The following is a 22,805-nucleotide window of genomic DNA, read 5'->3' as shown; positions in this document are numbered from 1 at the left end:
TTGTCTTCTTTAATGTCTTTAGTGGGTCAAATTCGATATATGTAATACATGTGGCACCTTCCAGAAAATCGAACTTGATATGATAACCACTTTGAACGTTCCCGGTGGCAAGCTCCTTTGCCTCTACATTGCTCACTGGTTCTTTTGAAAGACTGACGCCTCCTGAACTGCTACTGGAGGACCCTGAACTCTTACTTCCTGAGCTGCTGCTGGAGGACCCTGAACTTTCACTTCCTCCGTCATCGCTTGAAACTGTTTCTTTATATACGGTTGCGGTTTTTGTGAACTCATTATTGGTTTCATCGCTTTCAGATACAATGCTTCCTGAATCTGCGGTTGCTTTTATTTCAATTTGCCCTTCGTTTCCTGGAGTCCAGGAAAAAGTGCCTGTTCCGGTTTCACCTGCTGCAAGGGCTGGTATCGATGCAACTCCCGTATAATTTTCATTGTTTCCCTTAATATCATACTTGATTTCACTGCTCTCAGCAGCTGCAGAACCATTATTCTTTACTGTTGCCGTAAAGGCTATATTCTCCCCAGGATGTGGTTCTTCAGGACTCAGAGAAATCGATTCTATTTTCAGGTCTGGAAGCTCACTTTTTACGTTTATGGTTTTTGACATTTCATTGTTGTCTTCATTACTTTCACTAATGGTATTCCCAGAATCTGCGACCACTGTTACACTCAAGTTTTCTTCGTTTCCAGGGGTAAACGAAAATCCTGTAATTGTACTTTCTCCCGCTGAAAGTTCAGGGATAGAAATTTCTCCTTCTGAAGCTCCATTAAAACTATATTTTGCAGTACTACTATTGGCAGTTGCCTCCCCCTCGTTCTTTATTTTCAGGGTAAAGTTCAAAGTTTTTCCGGCTTCAGGTTGTGTTGATGATTCTGTGTCCAGGCTTTCAATTACCAGATCCGGAAGCGACCCTCCTTCTATTTTCACAGAAATTTCTTTCTCACTATTCTCTATATCTTCTAAAGCTGCCTTTATTGTTACAGTTCCTTCATTGTCAGGAGTTGTCCACGTGTGAGAAATCGGTTTATCTAATCCAGCCCCTATTGCAGGGACTTCTTCTTTTATTTCAGTTCCATCAATTGTATATATTATATTCGTTGGTTCTGAGGTTTTGGTTCCATCGTTCTTGACCAATGCTTTTATAGTGACTTCACTATTGGTTCCCGGGTTTTCAGGGTTAATGGAGAGACTTTCTATTTTGAGATCCGAAGATGTTTCTTTTGCCACTACTACTTTAATCGTTTTTTCGCTATCTTCCACTGCTGCCTTTACCGTCACTGTGCCTTCTTCTTCCGGAGTCCAGGTAAATGAGACTAACGAGCTATCTCCCGGATCTATTTCCGGTATTTTTACCGTTTTTGAGTCTGCATCCCCGATTTTGTACGTTAATTTTGTCTCCTCAGAGGCTTCGGTTCCCGTGTTCTTGACTAATGCATTAACAGTTACCTCACTATCAGGTTCCGGATTTTCAGGGACCGCCGTGAGGCTTTCTACTACGAGATCTGCAGATTTTTCTTTTTCCACTGTGACTTCAATTGTTTTTGTACTATCTCCCAGCGTTGCCGTTATTTCCACTGTGCCCTCTTCTTCCGGAGTCCAGGTAAATGAAACTAACAAGGTATTTCCCGGGGTTATTTCTATTATTGGTACATCTATCGGATCTTTATTTCCTATTTTGCACACTGCCTCTGTTTGCTCCGAGATTTCAGTTCCCCGGTTTAGTACTGCTATTCCAATGGTTGCGGCTCCTCCAAGTTCTGGATTCTCTGGACTACAAGAAATACTCTCAATTGTCAGATCACTGGTTGGATCTGTGGGGTTTGTGTTAGTTTCATCTGCAGCAGATGCCATGCCTGGGATCATCCCAGAAATTGTCATTATTATTAATAATACAGAAATTACAGAACTAAAAAAATCGGCTTTCATTTTCATAGGCCTCCACCCCTACATCTGTAAACCAAAATTTCCGGTACGTCAGTAGCTTATTGATTTGTAATCATACAATTCATAGAAACAAAATTCCTAATCTTCAATTTTCAGTGAGTGTTCCACTATAATGTTAGTCGGAATCAAGGACATTTTTGTTCCACATAAATTCCTTACTGTGCCATCTTTTAATATTTTTATAAAAAGTTTAAGCTTTTTAATTTCTGTTTTTCTCCAAAATTGCTATTAATAATTATAAATACAATTTAATCTAATTGTTCTTAAAATGCTTTTACCCAAAGTTTAAGCTTTTTAATTTGTGTTTTCTCTAAAATTACTATATAATTATATTCAAAATTTAATCTAATTGCTCTTTATATATTACGATTTATTCTTCAGACAAAAATCTCTATTTTTACCCCCTACGTCAGTTCCCTATAATTAGATTTCTATTTTTTTTCATGTATTCATTTTTATTTATAGTTACTTTATTCTTCATTTGTAGGATATTTACTATCTATTAACACGTGTAACTATCTAATTTGTTCTTAGATGTATTTGGGGGAACTATTATAAATGTTAATAATTGCAGTGAAGTCATAAAAACAGTAACAACTATTGAAGAACAAAACTTATAAAAATTAGAAAATAACTAAGAAATATCTAAAAGCAATAAAATGAATATTATAATATTAAGCTTTCAAGATTTTGCCTAACTTTAAAATAATATTTAAATCTCCAAAAATATAATACACGAAATGTTTAAACAATCAAGTATTTCTTGTCTTTGATTTGAGTTCTACTGTCAACACCAAGTATTCCGGCAATCTCAATACCTTCACTTCCGACCTCTGCCAGTAGGGTGTAGATTTCGGTCTTTGTTATGTATTTCTCAGTCCGTGTGCCATCAGCTTCTTCCATTTTGATGGTTATCTCTTCTTTATTGTGTCCTTTTGCCAGACATTCCTGAACGATTACTCCATACTGCTCTGCAATAACTTTCAGGCAATCGAAGATCTGATTAGTAGAAATAGCATCCTCTTCATCAAGGAGGACTTTTGAAAGGTTGTAAGTGTGGATATTTGCCCTGAAATAATCCTTAACTTTTTCAGGAATTCTTGCCAGGTTTTCCATATCAATGAAATCCCCAAGCTCTTTATCCGAGGTGATCTCCTTATCATCTTCATATACAAAATACCTGTGCTCTCCGCCTTCAATCCTGAATTTCCGGTTTGCTTTTTTGTTTTCCAGGGCTATACGTATGTTTTTCTGAGTGTCATACTCCATAAAAGTTACAAGAAATTCGGAAATGTTCTGCATTTTTATTTTTTCTTCTTTTCTCAGGATGCCTGCCCGCGCCCATCCTGGCAGGCTTAAGTTTCCAAGTAGTTTTTCTACTGTCAGAGTCTCTTCTGTAAAAGTGAGTGTGTAATGATACTGCAAACCCGAGACCCAACCTTCCATTTCTCCTGAAATGCCATTTGTATTGCTGGAAAGTTCAAATCTCTTTTCAGCTCCGTAAACTCCTGTAATTAAAAACCTGCTAAGAACTTCAAGTATATTTTCTTCAATTTTTTTATATTCTTCGGGAGTCCCATTTTCTATTTTTGCATACTCGGCTTTGAGGATTTCTCTTCTTTTCCCGAGATTTTCACTGCAGGTTTGCAGGATTGCGTTAGTACAGGGTATAATATCCTCTATATCAACTTCGTTTACTAATTTTCTGAGTAAAGTCTCAAGCTTCTCTTCAAAATAATTCATTCCTTCTATTTTACTCTTCAATTCATGAAGCGCTTCTTTCTGCTTGCACTTTATCTCTATTATGGAGTTTTCCAGAGGGATTACTCGGGAAGTTATATCTAAAAAAGTTCTCAGATCCTCAATGAAATCCCGCTGTACAGGCAGTTCCGTAGAGTCCTGGTAAATATATTTCATAAAAGCACCCTGAATAACTAGATGACCCTTTAAATATTCTATGATCTATAGCTATATAACGTTTTATCCAGAAGCTTCCTTAATTTCTAAAATAAGTCCCTTATTTTAAGCAACGAGTTTTACAGAACCTATATCTTATACTTTGGATATAGATTCTATACTTATATTTTTCTATGAAGTGGCCGAGAAGAGCCCGGCCATACCATAATTTAAAGCAGAACTTTTCTGACAGTGTCAAGAATCTCATTTATATACTTTGCGGCTGAATTTTTCAGGTCCATTGGATGAACACTTTCAGCTACAAAAGCATTTTCCATTTCTTCGTAACTCATATATGTTATATTTCCACCGAATTTCTCAGGTCTCTCTATGAAAACAGTTTCGTACCTCGGAAATATATGGTAGCGGAAAAGAGCGAGAATTGGGTTTTCTTCCGTGTCTCCTATCTTGCAGTAGGCTTTCTTAAGCTTTTTGTAGATTTCTTCTTCAGTGTCGTCCACCGAAATAAAATTCTCCTTTGATGAAGCCATCTTGGTTCCATCTAATCCCAGAAGAATTGGGGTATGAATGCAGATCGGAGTTTCGAATCCGAGATTCTTTAGATTTTCACGGGCAAGCATATGGATTTTTCTCTGGTCAATACCTCCAACTGCGATGTCAACTCCGAGCATAGCGATATCAATAGCCTGCATCAGTGGATATACCATCTGGGAAACGGTTGGGTCATCCATAGCACGCCCGACTTCATCCATGCTCCTGCGAGCCCTGTTCAGAGTTACTGCCCTTGAAAGTTTGAGAACATTTAACATGTACTCTGCTCCAAGCTGATAGTCAGACCCATAAACAAAATTAGTTTTTTCTTTGTCAAGCCCGAGGGCAATAAAGCAGCGCTTGTTATAATCTGCAATCTTTCGGACTTCTTCAAGCGTGCCTTTCCGATTAAGATAAGCGTGCACGTCCGCAAGCAGGACAGTAATTTCGAATCCGGCTTTTTGGAGATCAATTAGTTTATTTACTGTAAGAACGTGCCCCATGTGGATTTTTCCGCTAGGCTCGTATCCTACGTAGGCACGGGGAGCTTCTTTTTTGTTAAGAAGTTCTTCAAGTTCTCCTTCAGTTACGATTTCCTGAACATTTCTTTTTATAAGTTCGAGTCTGTCCATTGCCTCTACATTCCTTTTATTTTCTTATTCTCAAAACCTTAATTCCTATTAATAAGTTTCTGTAAAAACGCCATACCTTCTTCGGATTTAAAATTCGGGATTTCCCAGTTTTGAATGACTCTTCTACGCAGAGATTTTGTCTTCTTGTCAAGTACGGGATTAAAGCCAGAGATTTCGTATTCTTCTTTTGAAATAATGACTCCTCTCCTCTGCCAGTGAGGAAGCGTTGCAAGATTGATTCCTCTCTCAAAAAGCATTTCATGGATTTCCCATTCTTTTTTTCCTCTGAGACATTTCGAAGCTTCAATCTTACTTATTCCTTCATTCCTCAACGTATAATATCCCCAGGATGCCACAAAATTGCGCCAGGCTTCAAGTTGCCTCCAGTGAAAATACGCAGGAATCTCCTCTTTTTGAAGAACTACTATTCTAGAATCAAAAGCCACAGGTTTTTCAAGCTGCAAATTTATCGTAAGTGCACTTCCCAGAAAGCTTGCCGTGACAGAGTCAATTTTTTCTACTCTTCCCTCAAAGGGAAGTTCCATAAGGAGAAAACTAACTTCATCCGAAAAAGTGTAAGCAAAGAGAGGGCTTAAACCACTTTTCTTAATAAAAAGTTCAGCAGTATCCGCCATTGCCCTGGCGAAAATTTGGTCATAGGGTTTTCCAAAGCCCAGGTCCGTAAGTGTGTTTTTAAAATTCCTGCCGTCCGCGCGCACAACCACCGGAGGGATACAGCGCATCTCAGCATAAATTTCCCGGTCTTTCATGTACTTTTCAGATTAACTTAATCTTCTTTTCTCTTTTTGTATCTCTGGATAACATCTCTTACTATTATGATATCTGCTGCCGTTATAACCCATCGGTAAGGAATAATTACGCCCCTGGTAGTCAGGTCAAAAAGTTCCCTATTAATATCCGAAATAGCAAGTCCGGTAATTTTCTGATCTTCTATATCAATTACGAGATCCTGCAACTTCCCTACATAAACACCAGCGTTTGTGTATACGTTTAAACCAAAAAGTGATGTAAGTTCTGCGCGCATTATATCCCTGCTTTGTAAATTAATTTAAATCTTTATCCTAATCTTATATGAAAAACATACTTATATATCTTACAGTTTTGCCAACTTATATTATCGTCAGTTTTATCTCGCATTTTCAGGTAAAATGGAATCTAAGTCATTATTATAATAAATTCCCCTATTTAAACTAGCGAGAGATAAAAGTGGTCTCGTTAAATTCTTTGTCCAATGTTTGAACTAAGAAGAGGAAGTTCTAAAAGTGTTAAGCTGCTTTTACTCTTATAGACCCACAGCTTACTTACCTTTTTCCTGTAACTGTCCAGAATGAGAAGATACCTTTTTGAGAATTTTTCTGGTTCACAGGTAAATTTCTGAATTACCTGTGATCAGAACTCTTCAGTCTTTTATATAACCTTTCTTTTTATTCCGATTAATCATCTTTGAATCTCAGTTTATCTCTTATTCCAGATTTCTTTATACTTCTAGCTGTGAAATCACGTTTCGAATGGTTTCTGAGGATTTTCTGAGAATCTCGTACTGGCTTTCATCGAGCTTGAGTTCTAGGATTTCTTCTACTCCGGATGCCCCAAGCTTTACGGGTACACCGAAGTAAATACCTTCCTGTCCATACTGTCCTTCAAGGTAAGCCGAAGCAGGCAAAATTCTCTTTGTATTTTTGATCACGGCTTCCGCCATTGAGACAATAGCCGCGGAAGGTGCATAAAAAGCACTGCCCTGTTTAAGGAGCTCCACTATCTCGGCTCCTCCATTTACTGTCCTCTCTACCAGCCTGGCAATTCTATCTCCTGGAAGCAGGTCCGTTAGTGGAACTCCTGATACTGTTGTATATTGGGGAAGAGGAACCATCAGATCTCCATGCCCTCCTATAACCATTGCCTGCACATCTTTTTTAGAGCACTTCAGTTCTTCTGCAATAAAGCTTGCAAAGCGCCCGGAATCCAGAACTCCACTCATTCCGAATACTTTCTTTGTCTCAAATCCTGTTGATTTCATAGCTATGTAAGTTATAATGTCAAGCGGATTTGTGACATTAATTACTATGGATTCTGGAGCATACTTTGCAATATTTCTGGAAACCTCTGCTATTATTTTAGAATTTGTTTTAATCAGATCTTCCCTGGTCATTCCGGGTTTTCTTGCAATCCCCGCTGTAATTATTACAAGATCGGAGTCCACGATATCTGCATAATCATTGGTCCCAATTATTGAAGTATCATAACCTGTTATTGCTCCTGCCTGCATAAGGTCAAGGGCTTTTCCTTGCGGTAGTCCTTCCACAATATCCGTCATGACAATTTCGCCAAGTTCAAGTTCAGCTAGTCGCTGGACTGTAGTTGCCCCTACGTTTCCTGCACCAATCACGGAAATTTTAGCCATTAACTGCACACCTGTGTTAAGTAATTTATTTTGATAGTTTTGGAACTTCTATCTTTAAAAATTTATCTTGTAACGTGACTCTTTATTATCGGTCAGCTACTATTGTTATATTTATCTGTGTTCGCACTTTATACTATATCTAGTTCTTGAATTTGTTGTTTCTCTCTTTTGAACACTTTCAGCTTTCATGCAGTATTTTTATTAAATATTACCCCCAAATGGTTCAGGGGAAACATGCTGAATAATACATACATTCATATTCCAGGTGTAGGGAAGGGCCTTGAGCGAAAAATCTGGGCTCAAGGCATACATACATGGAAAGAATTTCTCGAAATGGAAGATCAAATCTCTATACCTTCATCACGAAAGGCCAGAATTTGCGAAGAGGTGAGAAAATCTTCTGAACATCTTGCAGCAAAAGATCATTGTTTTTTCTCACAATGTCTTCCGTCTGCCGAACACTGGAGGGCATATTCCTTATTTTCCGATTCTGCCGCATTTGTAGACATTGAAACAACGGGACTTTCTAAATCTCGGGATAAAATAACTATTGTGGGAATCTACAACGGAAAAGAATCAAAAACGTATATAAAAGATATTAACCTTGATGACATTGTAGAAGAGTTCTCAAAATACAGGCTACTTGTATCCTTCAATGGTGCCCGTTTTGATTTGCCGTTCATAAAATCCGAATTTCCAGAAATTGAATTCAATCAGCTTCATATCGATCTGATGTACCCCTTAAAGCGAATAGGGTACAATGGAGGTTTAAAGAGTATTGAAAAACTACTCGGGATCACCCGAAGCGACGGTACTGAGGGCATAACAGGTTTTGATGCTGTGAGACTCTGGTACAAATATGAAAAAGGAGATCGTGAAGCTCTGGATACACTTATTAAATACAACAGAGAAGATACAGTTAATCTGAAAACTATTATAGAGCTTACTTACCCTAAAATGGTTGAAAATGCTCTGAATGCCTGAGAGGTATATCTTTCAGGTTCCGAATGGTCAGATGTAAAAAATCAGGCTGCAATAATATTTCCTTCAATTACTTTATTATACTTATATTGCTGTTTCTGATAGTCTACTCTGGTAATGTATTGGCACGTTTATAATAAATTCTTGTTTGTAATCTGAATATCATCTATATGCTCTGGTAGGAAAGGGGAACTCGATGGAAGTTACAATGAAGTTCGGGGATAAAGTCACTGTTGCAGACGTCCGAAAACTCCATGATATGGAAGATGTAGTGTTTGATAGGGAGTGGTTTGAAGAAACGGAGGTACGAAATCAGGATGTGTACTACATGTTCAGAGACCTTGCGAAAAGCGATTCTGAACTTGAAGCAATTAAAGCCCATCACCTGAGGTATGATATTACTGTAATTCCTCCAGCAATGCTTGGATCAGAATATATTAAGACCGTAGGTCACTATCACCCGCGTGTTCCAGGAACAAAAATCTACTATCCTGAAATTTATCAGGTACTCGAAGGTTCTGCTACCTATCTTCTACAAAAGGTAAAAAGTGGAGAGGAAGATTTTGTTATGGATGTCGTAGTCATAACAGCAGAAAAAGGAGATTTAGTACTTGTTCCTCCTGGATATGGGCATGTGACCATAAACGCTTCCGATAAAACTCTCGAAATGGCAAACTGGGTTTGCCGCGACTTTTCTTCGGTTTATGAGCCTATAAAAAGACTTTCCGGAGCTTCTTATTTCCTGCTTAAAGATGGTTATGTCAAAAATCCCCTTTACAGGAATATACCACCTATCCGCCACCTAAAACCCCTTACATACGATGATATAGGGCTCGGTTCCGGAGAATGTATGTATGAGCTTGTGCATAAAATTGAAAAACTAAGATTTTTAACAGCTCCACAGGATTTTACAGGATTTTTAACAGGAGTGCTCTGAGAAACAGGCTATTTTCCAGCTTAAACAGACTGGACTTTTATTTTTTCCTTTTTAAGGTCGTTCTCTCAGAGAACTTCTACTCTTATTTCCTGCCCTATAGTAAGCTCATTTCTATGGGCAGGTGAGAGCGCAAAAAATAAGTGATAAGGGTCAAAGCATATATTTATGGTTATTAGTACATAATTAGTACCTAGTACACATAACACATAACACATAACTTATAATAAGTATAAATACCTTCAACTACTGGAGGTTCAAAATGCAAAAAAATGGATACCGTGTTCAATTTACATCATCCAGAATAAAGGATCTTATGTACAGGACTACATTTGATCCTAAGAAAATGGATGGAGATATCATTCTTAATCTTTCACTTATTGATAAAAAAGATCTTGACGACGTGCTTGGGATCTTTAAAATGGTAATCTCGAGCGGGCTTTCTGTAACTCCATATGTTAAGATAATCTCCGAGGGAGAATCTATCGGAGATCTGACTATCGAAAAGGGAAAGGTAGGTATCGGGACCGTATGCAGCATTACGATTGACGGCGTACTTCTCAAGGCAGGAATTCCTGTAAACCCTAAACTTGGAGGAGTTGTTCAGATCCGAAACGGAGTTCCGGTTCGTTTCACTGATGTGCTGACCTATGTAAGTACGACTGTAGATCCGCTTGAAATCCTTATGTCACAGGGGATTACTTCTGTGTCGGAAATGCTCAGGACAGGCTCAGGTAAGGTGCTTGCAAATCTCAGGGAAGCTCCTATGGTTGCAAGAGATGAAATTGAAAGTTGCCTTTCTGACCTTCTGGATGCAGGCTTTAGTGGAATCTTGGAAGTTGGGGAACCAAACACACGGGTTCTGGATGTTCCAATAGAGAGAGACCATCTCGGAATAGTCGTCATAGGAGGGACAAACCCTATGGCTGTTGTACAGGAATATGGGATTGCTATAGATACCAGTGCAATGTCAAGACTAATTTCGTTCAAAGAGATGAGCAGGATTGAAGATCTGGTTTAAGGCTCAACAGTAAATCTTATTCTAAAATTTCTTATTCTAAAATTTCTTTGTTTTTATTGAGATTACTTACTACTCAGTTCAGTTTCTCAGAGTATGTTTCTCAGAGTATACTTCTGAAGGCTGGCTTCTTTACTTTGAATGTGCCTTTCTTCGTATTTGTTCTCCTATAAACAGATCCAGTTTTCTTGCGAACTCTTCCTTTTTACCATTGGGAATAGTTGCTCCTGCTGCAATATCGTGCCCGCCGCCTGCACCTCCAACTTCCGACGAGATCATCGACATTGCTTCCGAAAGGTTAACTCCCCTGCGAATAAGGTCCTGTGTTCCCCTGGCTGAGACTTTAATCCCTCCTTCGGCTTTTGCAAAAGCAATAATGGGGAGATTTCTGTTTTCAACTAGTGTAGAACTCATGCCTGCAATAATCCCCACGATAGTTTCTTTTATCTCTGAGCCTGCATCGAAGTACTGGATATTTTCAAGCTGAATGACTCCATTTTCTTTAACATACATGAGCCCGTTAACAAGGTTTTGTCTATGTTCGGCAAGCAGTTTACGGGCATCTTCATAAGCTTTCTCTCTATCTCCCATGCAAACTGCAAGTCCTATCTCAGCATGGTCATAACGTGCAGTGGCATTAAGAAGAGTGGAAAACTCTGAAGCGTCTCTCATTTCTGTACCTTCTTTTTCTCCCAGAAGGACATAAACCTCACCTACCAGGCGCTCGATTTTATAAGAAGGTATACCTGATTTCAGGCAATACTGAATGAGTCCGGATACAATCTTCTGTTTTTCCGGGTTTTCAAGGTCAATCCAGCGCCTCCAGCGTTCTTCCTGGTTGACGTGAATGTTGAGAGTATGAAGAAACTCGATGCAAGCTTCTTCATTTCCTGTAAGTCCAGGAAGATAAGGGTCTGAGGAATATTGTATCAATTTATAAATCGGGCGGGTTTGCTTTCCGAATAGGGTCAGGTCCTTTTTGAACTGGAGAGTGCCTTCTTTAACTCCTTCTTCCAGAATTTCCCTGTTGATCCCAACAAGTTGCCCCATTTTCAGGTGTTGCATGTCTCCAACTGCTCCTACTATGGCCAGCGAGGAAAGATCTTGATTTTTTCCAAGGGCTGAAGCCAGCAGGTAAGTACTTCCAGAGCCACTAAGTTCATATGAGCCATTTGCTCCGAAAAGGTGAGGATTCAGGTGAAATTGATAGCTTCCCTGGGGCTGGTGGTGGTCTGAGATCACTGCATGAATACCGCGGGATTTTATTTGTTCGCACATCCCACTTCCCAGATCCGTAAAAATGACAATATTATGATTTTCATCTGCGATGGCATCAAGAGCCTTTTCATCAAGCTGCTTGACAAAACGTGTTGTATATTCAAAATTGCCACGTTCAAGGGCAGTACAGATAATCCCTGCAGAAGTCAGCCCATCAGCATCAATGTGGGACACAACATGGACTGATTTATGTTTTTTAATCTCTTCGGCACACTTTGTTGCCTCTTTATAAAGTATCTTCATTGTCTCAGACATTATTCTCTCCACGGTTTTCTACTTGCCTCAATTTAAGCGTTTTTTCATACTTTATTTTCTTTCCCACTCCGTAGGGTCAACCCTATAATCTTTTCCTTGTCTTTTGATTTCTGGAAAATTCCTGATCTCCTGTAATGTGAGTTTGAGATCTTTATCAAAGTATTTTTTTGCGAGTTCATTCCAGGGAATCATGTATGCTTCTCTGCCGTGCCCGGGACCCAGGCGAAGCTCCACTGCAAGAAAGCCACGTCTTCCTGATTTGTTCAGGTAGTTCGAAATTCTTTCTATCTGATGAAGTCCATTTTTATCCACGGTAAAATGTTGAGAGAAGTAAAGTGCGTTTGCTCCCTTGTCCACTGAGATGCTCTTGCATTCAATTCCCAGGTATAGATCTGGATTAAGAGAGTCCACAAGTACATCAAGAAACTGCGGAGTAAATCTATGTTGCTTAAGCCTGTAAGAAATAGCTCTTATTCCGTTTTCTTCAATGTATGCATTAAATGAGTTTACAAGCATGTGTTCAAACTCGGTCATGAAATCCTGTTAAATCTTTTCGCTATTTTACTTAAGCTTTTTACTCAGGATGAAATTCTTTTCGCTTGAGTGAACAGGAACAGATACGCCAGTCTGGATAAAGTTTCAGAATCAGAAAACTGTATTCACTATCTTTCAAACTTCTATTGATCACCTAAAACTAAGCTCATTATCTTAAACCAATGTCCTGTATCTGAAACTAACATTGATTCTTTATAACTACTGCTAAGCTAACTGCCAAACTAACTGCCAAATTGCCAAACTAACTGTTAAACTAACTGTTAAACTAACTGTTACACTAACTGTTACACTAACTGTTAAACTAACTGCCAAACTAACTGTTAAACTAACTGCTAAACTAACTGTTAAACTAACTGTTAAACTAACTGTTAAACTAACTGTAATCGATTATACTCAGGTTTTTAGCCGGGGATCAATAGATGAAATTCTGGAGTCGATTATTTTGGAGTCCAGCAGGAAGGTACGAAAGTTTTCTCTCAGAGAGTTTTCAGAGAAGTCCACTCAAAGGTCAAAAAAGTTTGAATAGAGTAATTGTTTTATCAGCGCGCTCAATTTGAGCAACGAATTTTATAAAAAACAGATGCCGATCAGAATCTGATCGGCTTATGTGGTTTTTTAGTTTGATATGATGAAACTTACAAAGTCGGGGCTGAGTCTTGTTTCCCTTACGAGTTTCTCAATAGTATCTTCGTCGGAAAGCCCTTCTTTCTTTAGTTCCTGTATGCGGTCGAAAACACGCTGGGAGATTTCGGAGTACTCATTAATATCTTTTCTGTGGCCCCACACATCGCCCTCAAGTAAAGCAATGTTCTGCATGGAAAGATACATTTGCGCGGAACTGGAAATTGTTTTCTTGTATGAGCTCGGGATGTGGATCGCTTTCACTTCTGGACACTTCAGGATGAGTTTAAAAATATCCTTGTTAGATGGTCTGAATGCAAGATGGATAATTTCCTCATCAAGTTTTAAAGTGTCTATCTCTTCTTTTGAACTTACAACTCTAATTTTCATTTTTATCACCATTTATTTCAAGGCATTTTAAGGTGTTTTAGAGCCTTTTAGGGTTTCTTTAGGGTATTTAGGGTTTTTCCTTAGAGTCTCATCAGAATTCTTCAAGATTGTTTAGAGTTCATTAGAGCCTCTTCAGGGTTTCTTTAGGTTTCAGGGTTTCAGGAGTCCTTTCAGAACTTGTAGAATCTTCAGGTCTCCTTAATATTTTTACTTTTTATGGAACTTATTTTAAGTCTTTTGATTTTTATGTTTATCGAATTTACTCGATTATTTGTTTTTTAATTTTTGAATTCATCAGTTCTAAATTTCAGTTAGTTTTGTTTTAAAAACTCTTTGAAATTCTAGATTTTACAATCGTTTTTCAAAACCTAACATTTAAACTTAAGGTTTTTCCTATGTTACGAACATATAGTATTTAATTTTTTACTAACGTTTTTTATCTTCTTTCTAATTCCAAAATTTTATTTTAAAAAGTTGGTCCTGGAAAAAACTAACTTTTTTTCTTTCTGTTTTGTATAATCTGTTAACAAGTGCTTTTTTTCTTTAAACCTAATTTCTTCGGGAAATTTTGAAAAGCAGTTTAGTATGATAAGACCTTTAATCTTAATGATTTTACATTATCATATTTTATATATATGAAAACAGATATATGATATTATACAATACTATTTAATATTTTTCTGTACTAAACTCTTTCAATAATATCTTTTATTTTATATAAATATCTTTTAACCCTAAACTTGACCATTAAAATTTATTTTTCAGCTCAAGGTACCAGGTTATTAAATCTGAGACTTTCTCTTATACTACAGGTTTTGACAGTTTACTAAAGCTTTAAGTTGGTGACTCCAAGCATATTTTTAGTTGTATAAACTAATAATACACAACACTAGTTTCAGAATGTAAAGTTAAGTTAGTGGCAGGATTAAGTTAGTGACAGGATTAAATTAGTGACAGGATTAAGTTGTAGCAGGATTAAGTTGTAGCAGGATTAAGTTAGTGACAGAATTAAGTTAGTGACAAGATTCAGTTAGCGACAAAATTAAAATTAGTGACCTGCTTGGGGGCTGCAGGTCTTAATCTTTCAAAACCTTTGACATGTATACGTTATCAAGGACATACCCGAATTTTCTATAATACTCTCTGGCTCCTATCCCGCTGATAATGGCAAGTTTCCGGTATCCATTTTCACATGCTATCTTCTCTGCATATTCCAGAAGTTCCTTTCCATATCCTCTATGCTGCCACTCCTTTTGCTTTGCTTCTTTTCCTATGGGTACCATAGAACCGTAAACGTGCAGTTCTCTTATCAGGGCAGCATCCTGCAGTTCCGGGCGATGAGGTGCAGCAGGGAAGCGCAGACGGGTAAATCCTATTAAGACATCTGCGGCAAGGTCTTCAAATGCAATGAAATGCTCTGTGCCTCCACAAGCATCATAACTCTCTACAGTCAGTTCGATGTCTTTTGGATTTATTTTTCTCCCTTTCAGGCTGGTATGTCCTACTTCCCTGCAGCGAATACAGTGGCACTTTCCTCCTCTTTCTCTCAGCTTTTCTTCTGCAAGCTGCCTCAGATTACTCTTTCTGACTCCGGCAATGATCTGGTAAGCTGGAATATCCCGCTGAATACGCTGGAGTCTTACCCATTTAGGCAGGATTTCTTTTATATCTGCAATTAGTTCAGCAGCTTCTTCGTCAGAAAGAGCCTCGTAATCTCCTGCTTTCCAAAGCCTGTAAAGAGGAGTTCCTTCAGTTACCAGGGTAGGATAAATTTTGAGATAATCGGGTCTGAAGCGAGAATCTTCAAAGAGCTTTTTGAAACCTTTGAGATCCAGTTTTGAATCCGAGCCAGGCAGATGAGGCATCATATGGAACCCAACCTTGAATGCACTGTCCCTTAATACCTGATTAGCCCTGACAATTTCTGCAACTCCATGTCCTCTCTGCATGCGGGCAAGCACAAAATCATAAACGCTCTGAACCCCAAGCTCTACTTTAGTTCCTCCAAGTTTGAGGAATTCGTCCACATGTTTCTCTCCTGCCCAGTCAGGACGTGTTTCAAATGTGATTCCTACGTTTCGAATCTCAGCTTTTTCATTTGCTTTCTGCACTTCTTCAAGAGAAATATAAGGTAAAGTTTTTCCAATTCTCCAGGCGTTTTCTCTCCATTCTTTACCTGTGAAATCGTTCATTGCCTCAAGGCAGCGTTTAATAAACCATTCCTGGTAATCGAGACTACGTGCAGAAAACGTGCCTCCCATCACTATTAGTTCCACTTTTTCTACATCATGGCCGATCTCTTTAAGCTGGGAAAGCCTGGATTCAACCTGGGTATAAGGGTCAAATCCATGCTGGATCGCCCGCATAGCCGCAGGCTCTCTTCCCATATAACTCTGAGGTGATTTGAAAGTGGAGTTAGGTCCTCCAGGACAGGGAAGACAAACTCCGTGCGGGCATGGAGCCGGAGATGTCATTACAGCAATTACCGCAACTCCAGAAATCGTTCTTACAGGTTTCCGTCTCAAAAAATCTCTAATTATTGCCTGTTCTTCGGCCGATCCCCGGGTTATGACATCTCCGTTTCTGGGGAGGCTGTCCAGATGATAATGTTTACTGACATCTTTTTTTGCCTTATTTAACTGGTTTTCGTTTTCTATTTCGCCGACAAGTACTTTTTCAAGTATTTCCCTGCAGGCCTTATTATAATCATCTTCTTTCATCTCAAGTTCCGTCTTTCCGGTTTCTGGGTTTCAATTTTTTATTCTTATGGCAGTTCTAAATAAAAATCAGTTTTGAGAGCTTCAAAAAGATTTTATAATTCTAAAAAAGCTACTTAAATTTGGAGTTTATGGTAATATTTGAGCTGATCTCAAAGCTCAAAATGATTTACTAAATCAAATTATGAATCATCAGTCGGAGCTTCGGATCACGAGGTAGGTTTGAAAACTCACATTAATGTACTCACACTGATGTACCCACATTGATGTACTCACGTTGATGTACCCACATTGATGTACTCACATAATATAATAATTTTATTGGGCTCCGAATGAGCTATCTGCTTAATGCGGGCATGAAGGCAATCCAGTATTTGCTGTGCGGAGCCTGCTTCATTTTTAATCCATAAGTTTTTACGGCCGATTGCTTAACAAAGATCAAAGCCAATAATGAAGGTTCCGAGTCCTGCTGCCGGTTTGAGGCCCATTATAGACCTGATATATTCATCTGATGGAGTAGAGGGAGATGCAAGTACAACATTGGTCACACCTTCTACACATTCCAAATCCTGGCATTTCTGGGGTGGAAGTACTACAGTTATGGGTTCTTTCTTTGCATCCTTTGGTTTAGGCACGGAGCTCTTGTAGATTACAAAGTTTCCCATAACCAGCATATCGTTGCATTTTTTACACTCTTCAAGTTTCTCGGGATCGTAAACATCCTCACCAACTTTTTCTCCATACTGCATAAGTACTACATTGGGTCCTTCAGGCCAGACATAGTTCATATTAGTTGTAAAAGCTATGATTACCTGGCGTTTGAAGACTTCTTTTATTCCCTGATTGTCTCCGACACCAAGCCCCATAAGGACAGCTCCTTCAGCCTTTTTCTCAAGCTCAAAAATACTTTCTTTGTCTTCTTCACTCAAGACATACGTATCTTCCACACCTTTCATGGCCTTTATCGTGCATATGACGTCCTGAATAACAGTTTTGCATTCCACAGTGAATTCCCCTTCGTGTTTTTAGACCTATGTTATATTACTGGATTACAGGTATGATCTTATTGAATTTCTCAATTTTTTAGTCTCTTCTTATATTAATAACGTGCCAGGCCTTTTTGCCTTCTTTTAAATTCGCCTATATCATATAATGTTTTTTATATTTCTCAATTTATATCGTCAATTTCTAATATGACTCTATTTTTTCTCTTGCAAGTAACTTATATAAGAGTTTTAAACATTTTTATATAAATCACAAAAAGCGCTTACTATAAATATTTAAAGTTATTTAAAAATTGCATTAGATCTTTTCCAAATTCTTAAGTGCATTCTTATATTGAATTCCTCAGGCTTAATCTTTAGTAATTTGTACCGATTTGTATCCCCTTCAAATTGTATAGGTATAAGTACATTTCATGTATAGGACTTACGCACTTGAAGTCCCAAAAACGTCATATCATTAAAAATATAATTATGGTTTAGTGTCCCTCTAAAAACGTACGGAGTTATGGACATAAATCCCCCTAAGTGTATCGACATTTACTACATTAATTTTCTCATAGCTGTTTCTAACGTTTTTAGTTGTACTGAAGCTGCTAGATGTTATCCAAACGTAGCTAATGCTCCTTCTCATGACTCTTTTACTCGCTTACTTCAAAGGCAACCTCCAGACACAGAATCGCTATGGAAGGAAGTAAAAAATTATGTCAAGCCTGAAGAAGGATGCCTAATTGTTGATGATTCAACGTTAGATAAACCATACGCAGAAGAAATGGCTTTTGTTCGTCGTATGTGGAGTGGAAAGCACCATCGTACTGTAAAAGGAATAAGTTTGGTTACCTTAGTTTGGACTGACGGTAAAACCGTTATACCTATCGATTTTAGAATTTATAACATCGATGTAGACGACAAAACAAAGAATGACCATTTCCGTGATATGCTTGATAAAGCCGAAGAACGTGGTTTTAAGCCAGAATTTGTTTTATTTGATACATGGTATGCAAGTGTGAAAAACCTTAAAGCCATCAGGAAGAAAAAATGGCATTTCCTTACAAGGTTAAAAAGTAATCGTTTGGTAAATCCCGACAACAAAGGAAATGTGCCACTTGAAACAGTAGATATTCCTCCAAAAGGACGTGTGGTTCACCTCAAAGCATATGGATTTGTAAAGGTGTTTAGGATAGTTTCAAAAGATGGAGACACGCAACACTGGGTTACAGATGTGCAGGAGATGGATGAAGCAGAACGTGAAGACTTGGCAAAGAAGTCATGGAAAATTGAGGAATATCATAGAGGGATAAAGCAGTTTTGTGGTGTGGAGAAATGTCAGGCAAGAAAGGAAGAGTCACAAAGAGCACATATAATGTTTTCATTAAGAGCTTTTTTCAGACTGGAATTACAAAGAATCAAAAGTGGAATATCCTGGTTTGAAGGTGCTATAAAAATTTGAAGAGTGGCAGTGGCAGCATATTTAAAGAATCCACTATACACATTAAATTAATTCAGATATTTGTAAGTTTGGAAAAAACGATATGCTAGGAGCCAACTGCGTAAGTCCTAATGTATTTGCTGAAAATTTAAGTATTTAACCAAGTCTAAAAAACAATGTCAAGCAATGCGTTCTTAAAGTTATTTAAAAATTGCATTAGATCTTTTCCAAATTCTTAAGTGCATTCTTATATTGAATTCCTCAGGCTTAATCTTTAGTAATTTGTACCGATTTGTATCCCCTTCAAATTGTATAGGTATAAGTACATTTCATGTATTTGCTGAAAATTTAAGTATTTAACCAAGTCTAAAAAACAATGTCAAGCAATGCGTTCAATTTTATAATTATATGATTAAATTGTTGCACATTTCTCAAGTTGGGATATTCTCCATTGAATTTGAAGAGGATACGATAATAAGGTTGATGGGGAAAAATTGTGAAAAATACTACTTTTGAGTGGAGATCTGCGGAAAGACAGTAACTTTAAAAGTAGTGCAGGATAAGCTTACCTGGTGGATTTTTGAAATTAGTTATGACTTACGCGGTTGAACTAATAAATCAACAGCATCAAACTGTTTACTGTCTAAAATACGACTTTAATCCACGGTCTTTGCCGTAATTGAGTTTGTTCCTCAGGTGCGTAGGATCCTATATTATAATATAAAATTGTTTAACTTAAGTCTCTATGTATTAATTATCTTTTTTCCATAGTCTTTTCATAGTCTTTTATAAGTATTTCGAATTTATCTTTTAATTTAACTCCTGACGAATATACTACCTGAGTTCTTTCGACATTTACCGTCATTTGTATCGTTGTTTTGCGCTTTTCCTCTTTAATTTCCCTGAAATAGACCACAAAAGATTTAATAGGGCAATTATTTTATAGAACACTTGTAATCCAATTTAGAGGGATAAGGAGGGAATGAAATCCTCTTCGGCAATCGACGAAATTTAAAAGTCTGAGTTGGTGAAGAATGGTGAAACCCTTAAAGTGTTGATCCCGACACTTCTTCTTACATACGACGTATCTTAACAAACATGGAGGAACAATAAATGAAGAGATTCGCAGCAGTGACACTGGCTGCTCTCATGCTTCTGACTGTATTTGCATCCGCCGCAAGTGCAGCAGACTCAGTTGAGATCCGCGGTCCGGTGTTTAACGGCTCTAATATCGACGACATTGTCGGCGATGGTGTTACAATTGATGCTACTCAATTCGCAGCATTCTACTACGATATTGACGATAACGTCACAACTGAAACTCTTTCCATTAAAAATGTCAGTGGAAACAATGGCAATGTAATTGGAGAGGGTGGAATTGTATACTCTACCACAATCCAGAAGGTTGACTACGAATATGAAAAGCCAAGCCTCGGCTGGGACAACTACAGCTTACTTGGTTTCTTTGCAGACAAGTATATCCCACTGAAATCCAACAGTGCTGACAAACTCGCCAAGCTTGTTCTTGACAGCGATGACAAGTACACCGTTAGAACCGGCGAAACCCTTGACCTCGGACAGGGCTACTCTCTCCAGGCCAAGCAGGTCGATGTTGACGGTGAGAAAGTCTGGCTCGAATTCGACAAGGACGGAGAATACGTAGATGACGAAATCATCGATGTTGGAACCGGTGACAGCACCTGGGACGTCGAACTTGATGACATCCAGGATGAAGATGATGTTGTTGTCCTGAAAGTCCATGTCAACCAGGTCTTCCAGGGCGCAGTCGACAGCATTGCTCAGATCGAAGGTATCTGGCTCATTGACTACGCAAACGCCATAAAGATCGAATCTGATGATGAATTCGGCGACCTCGACGATGTTTCCATTAACGGTGCCACCCTTAACATTACCAATGAAGATTCTTTCACTCTGACCAGGGACTCCACAAATGAACTCGCTGAAGGCCTGTCTTTCAAAGTTGCTGACACTCCAAGCAATGTGCTCAGGTTCTATCTCGCAAAGGAAATCACTGATGCAGGAACCTATGAAATAAGAGGTAGTGTTGCCTCCGGAGAAGCTAGCTGGGACGCAAGCAACTTTGCAGGTTTCTACTACGACCTTAATGACAATGTTGAAACAGAAAGCCTCAGTGTCTCTGACCTTGACGGCAATGTAATTGGAGATGGCGGCCTTGTCTACCAGACCTCCATTAAGGAAGTTGCCTATGAGTACGAAGACGAAGACCTTGGCTGGGACCAGTATCCAGTTATTGGGTTCTTTGCAGAGGAATACATCCCACTGAAATCCAGCAGCGCTGACAAACTTGCCAAGCTTGTTCTTGACAGCGATGACAAGTACACCGTTAGAACCGGCGAAACCCTTGACCTCGGWSARGGCTACTCTCTCCAGGCCAAGCAGGTCGATGTTGACGGTGAGAAAGTCTGGCTCGAATTCGACAAGGAYGGAGAATACGTAGATGACGAAATCATCGATGTTGGAACCGGTGACAGCACCTGGGACGTCGAACTTGAYGACATCCAGGATGAAGATGATGTTGTTGTCCTGAAAGTCCATGTTAACCAGGTCTTCCAGGGTGCAGTCGACAGCATTGCCCAGATTGAAGGTATCTGGCTCATTGACTACGCAAACGCCATGAAGATTGAATCTGATGATGAGTTTGGCGAGCTTGACGATGTTTCCATACAGGGAGATACCCTCAAGATCAGCAATTCAGACACCTTCACCCTGACCAGAGATTCCGATCAGGAAATTGCTGAGGGCATGTCCTTCAAGATCGCTGACACTGCAACATCCGACCTCAGGTACTACCCATTCGTCGAGAGGACTGTCGGTAACGAAACCACCAATGTAACGTCGAGCACAGATGGCAACGTAACCGTTGGTGAGAATGTAACCACACCTACTGACAATGTAACAACCCCTGAAACTCCGGAAGATTTGAACGCAACCACTCCGGAAACGACTACTCCAGAAGAACCAACCGAAGCTACTAATGCAACCGGTGAAGAAAAAGAAGACTCCCCAGGATTTGGAGTTGTTCTTGGACTTGTCGGACTCCTTGGAGTTGTCTACCTCGTCAGGAGAAACAACTAAAATTTCTGATTGAAGGGTTTTCTAACCCTTCTCTCTTTTAATTCTTTTTTAAATTCCTTTTGCAGATAACTTTTTATCTACTTATTTCTTAATTCAAGCGATCTTTCAACTTTGAAATCCCGGTTTTAAACTTGTAGTTATTTCCAGGATTATACAGATTTTAGGTGAAGCTTATGAAAAAAATGGTGGCTTTAATATCTGCACTTGTGGTTTTAATGGTCGCATTTTCAGGATGTGTTGGCGATAATAAATCCGCAGTCAATGGAACAGAGCCCAATAGCTCGGGAGAAAATGTCAATCCTGCCGAAAGTACGGCTAACGTTAGCGAGCTTAATGAGTCTGCAGTTAATGTAACAGAACCAAGTAACTCAGGAGCGAATGTAGGTTCTGCTGATAGTACAGCTAACACTAGCGAGGTTAACAAGCCTTCAGGTAGTGGAACAGATTCGAGTAACTCGGGATCAAGTACAAATACAAATTCCGCTGAAAATGCGGCTGACATTAGTAAACTTGAAAAACTTCCCGAAGGTTTCACATATGTTGGGCATGTCTCTCTTAATGCAGCTGATATCAAAATCGATTACAACGCAGATAATGTTTCAGAAGTCGTCGGAGGGTCGGAAAGCATGTACAAATACAATGAGTCCGACTTCTGCATAGATGTAATCGAGCTTGAGAATTCTGAGGCTACAACTAATCTAATAGATGCATACAAATCTTCCTTCAAGCCATTAACAGAAGGTTCCCGTTTTGTCGATGAGTCATTTAATGGGCATTCAGCTGTAAGAATTGCAGACTACGTCACAGCCGGAGGAACCGAGGCTCCCAGATATACCTATATCTGGAGCAATGAAAACCATGTATTTGTGGTTACCGGAAGTACTGCTGATGATTCTCTAGTCAAGCAGCTAGCAGAAGCCACAGGATACTGAGATTTTTAAAAGAGTAAAACCTTTTTTATTCTTTCTTCTTTTTTAATTCTTTTTTAATTTTTTTAAGTTTTATATCTGGCCGTTAAATTGATTTTGAGAATTTTAATGATATAAC

Annotated in this window: 17 protein-coding genes; 6 read left to right on the top strand and 11 right to left on the bottom strand. The window is 38.7% G+C overall.

The genetic code is table 11. The annotated features are described in order from the left end of the window. The 6 genes from FXW07_RS04160 to mdh form a co-directional block, all read right to left on the bottom strand. Nucleotides 1-1,948: CARDB domain-containing protein (locus tag FXW07_RS04160; protein ID WP_229394049.1), on the bottom strand; the 1,948-nt coding region annotated here is incomplete at its 3' end. A gap of 756 nt (nt 1,949-2,704) precedes the next feature. Further along, on the bottom strand, nt 2,705-3,877 hold the full coding sequence (locus FXW07_RS04155) for a chromosome segregation ATPase (protein ID WP_229394038.1): 1,173 nt from the start codon (nt 3,875-3,877) through the stop codon (nt 2,705-2,707). Nucleotides 3,878-4,086: 209 nt separating this feature from the next. Next, on the bottom strand, nt 4,087-5,040 hold the full coding sequence (locus FXW07_RS04150; protein WP_229394036.1) for a tyrosine--tRNA ligase: 954 nt from the start codon (nt 5,038-5,040) through the stop codon (nt 4,087-4,089). 38 nt (nt 5,041-5,078) lie between these two features. Then, nucleotides 5,079-5,810: a tRNA(His) guanylyltransferase Thg1 family protein gene (locus FXW07_RS04145; RefSeq protein WP_229394027.1), complete on the bottom strand. Its 732-nt coding sequence runs from the start codon at nt 5,808-5,810 to the stop codon at nt 5,079-5,081. A 17-nt stretch (nt 5,811-5,827) separates the two neighbouring features. Beyond that, a complete protein-coding gene (locus tag FXW07_RS04140; RefSeq protein WP_011306735.1) occupies nt 5,828-6,085 on the bottom strand; it encodes a PRC-barrel domain-containing protein in 258 nt (85 codons plus the stop codon). Between the two features lie 453 nt (nt 6,086-6,538). Then, on the bottom strand, nt 6,539-7,462 hold the full coding sequence (gene mdh / locus FXW07_RS04135; RefSeq protein ID WP_229394018.1) for a malate dehydrogenase: 924 nt from the start codon (nt 7,460-7,462) through the stop codon (nt 6,539-6,541). A gap of 234 nt (nt 7,463-7,696) precedes the next feature. Here mdh and FXW07_RS04130 point away from each other — a divergent pair, with 234 nt between their 5' ends. The 3 genes from FXW07_RS04130 to nrpRII all read left to right on the top strand — a co-directional run bounded on the left by FXW07_RS04130 (nt 7,697) and on the right by nrpRII (nt 10,398). Next, entirely contained in the window at nt 7,697-8,446 is a 750-nt protein-coding gene (locus tag FXW07_RS04130; protein ID WP_229394008.1) for a ribonuclease H-like domain-containing protein, read from the top strand. Nucleotides 8,447-8,639: 193 nt separating this feature from the next. Further along, nucleotides 8,640-9,380 carry a glucose-6-phosphate isomerase family protein gene (locus FXW07_RS04125; RefSeq protein ID WP_048117536.1) on the top strand — a complete coding sequence of 247 codons (741 nt, stop codon included), beginning with the start codon at nt 8,640-8,642 and terminating at the stop codon, nt 9,378-9,380. 259 nt (nt 9,381-9,639) lie between these two features. Further along, nucleotides 9,640-10,398, top strand: coding sequence for a global nitrogen regulator NrpRII (gene nrpRII / locus FXW07_RS04120; RefSeq protein ID WP_048117539.1), 759 nt, complete (start codon nt 9,640-9,642; stop codon nt 10,396-10,398). Between the two features lie 129 nt (nt 10,399-10,527). On the opposite strand, the gene FXW07_RS04115 is transcribed toward nrpRII, so the two are convergent. The 5 genes from FXW07_RS04115 to FXW07_RS04095 form a co-directional block, all read right to left on the bottom strand. After that, on the bottom strand, nt 10,528-11,928 hold the full coding sequence (locus tag FXW07_RS04115; RefSeq protein ID WP_229393999.1) for a DHH family phosphoesterase: 1,401 nt from the start codon (nt 11,926-11,928) through the stop codon (nt 10,528-10,530). Between the two features lie 51 nt (nt 11,929-11,979). Next, nucleotides 11,980-12,462 (bottom strand): hypothetical protein, encoded by a 483-nt coding sequence (locus tag FXW07_RS04110; protein WP_048117543.1) that lies wholly within the window; start codon nt 12,460-12,462, stop codon nt 11,980-11,982. Between the two features lie 636 nt (nt 12,463-13,098). After that, the gene (locus tag FXW07_RS04105) at nt 13,099-13,494 is read right to left on the bottom strand and encodes a DUF1699 family protein (RefSeq protein WP_011306742.1); all 396 of its coding nucleotides are present in this window, start codon (nt 13,492-13,494) and stop codon (nt 13,099-13,101) included. A gap of 1,076 nt (nt 13,495-14,570) precedes the next feature. After that, nucleotides 14,571-16,214 carry an elongator complex protein 3 gene (locus FXW07_RS04100; RefSeq protein ID WP_229393990.1) on the bottom strand — a complete coding sequence of 548 codons (1,644 nt, stop codon included), beginning with the start codon at nt 16,212-16,214 and terminating at the stop codon, nt 14,571-14,573. Nucleotides 16,215-16,639: 425 nt separating this feature from the next. Beyond that, complete coding sequence (locus tag FXW07_RS04095) at nt 16,640-17,215, bottom strand: hypothetical protein (protein ID WP_048117550.1); 576 nt, start codon at nt 17,213-17,215, stop codon at nt 16,640-16,642. A gap of 505 nt (nt 17,216-17,720) precedes the next feature. On the opposite strand from FXW07_RS04095, the gene FXW07_RS04090 reads away from it, so the two are divergent. The 3 genes from FXW07_RS04090 (at nt 17,721) to FXW07_RS04080 (ending at nt 22,690) form a co-directional block, all read left to right on the top strand. After that, entirely contained in the window at nt 17,721-18,662 is a 942-nt protein-coding gene (locus tag FXW07_RS04090; RefSeq protein WP_229393982.1) for a transposase, read from the top strand. 1,092 nt (nt 18,663-19,754) lie between these two features. Beyond that, nucleotides 19,755-21,758, top strand: coding sequence for an S-layer protein domain-containing protein (locus tag FXW07_RS04085; RefSeq protein WP_229393968.1), 2,004 nt, complete (start codon nt 19,755-19,757; stop codon nt 21,756-21,758). 173 nt (nt 21,759-21,931) lie between these two features. Beyond that, nucleotides 21,932-22,690, top strand: coding sequence for a hypothetical protein (locus FXW07_RS04080; protein ID WP_229393965.1), 759 nt, complete (start codon nt 21,932-21,934; stop codon nt 22,688-22,690). Nucleotides 22,691-22,805 lie beyond the last annotated feature (115 nt).

Origin of the sequence: Methanosarcina sp. DH1 (assembly GCF_020804205.1) — an archaeon.
Lineage (GTDB): Archaea > Halobacteriota > Methanosarcinia > Methanosarcinales > Methanosarcinaceae > Methanosarcina > Methanosarcina vacuolata.
This window is presented reverse-complemented; position numbering and strand designations above follow the sequence as displayed.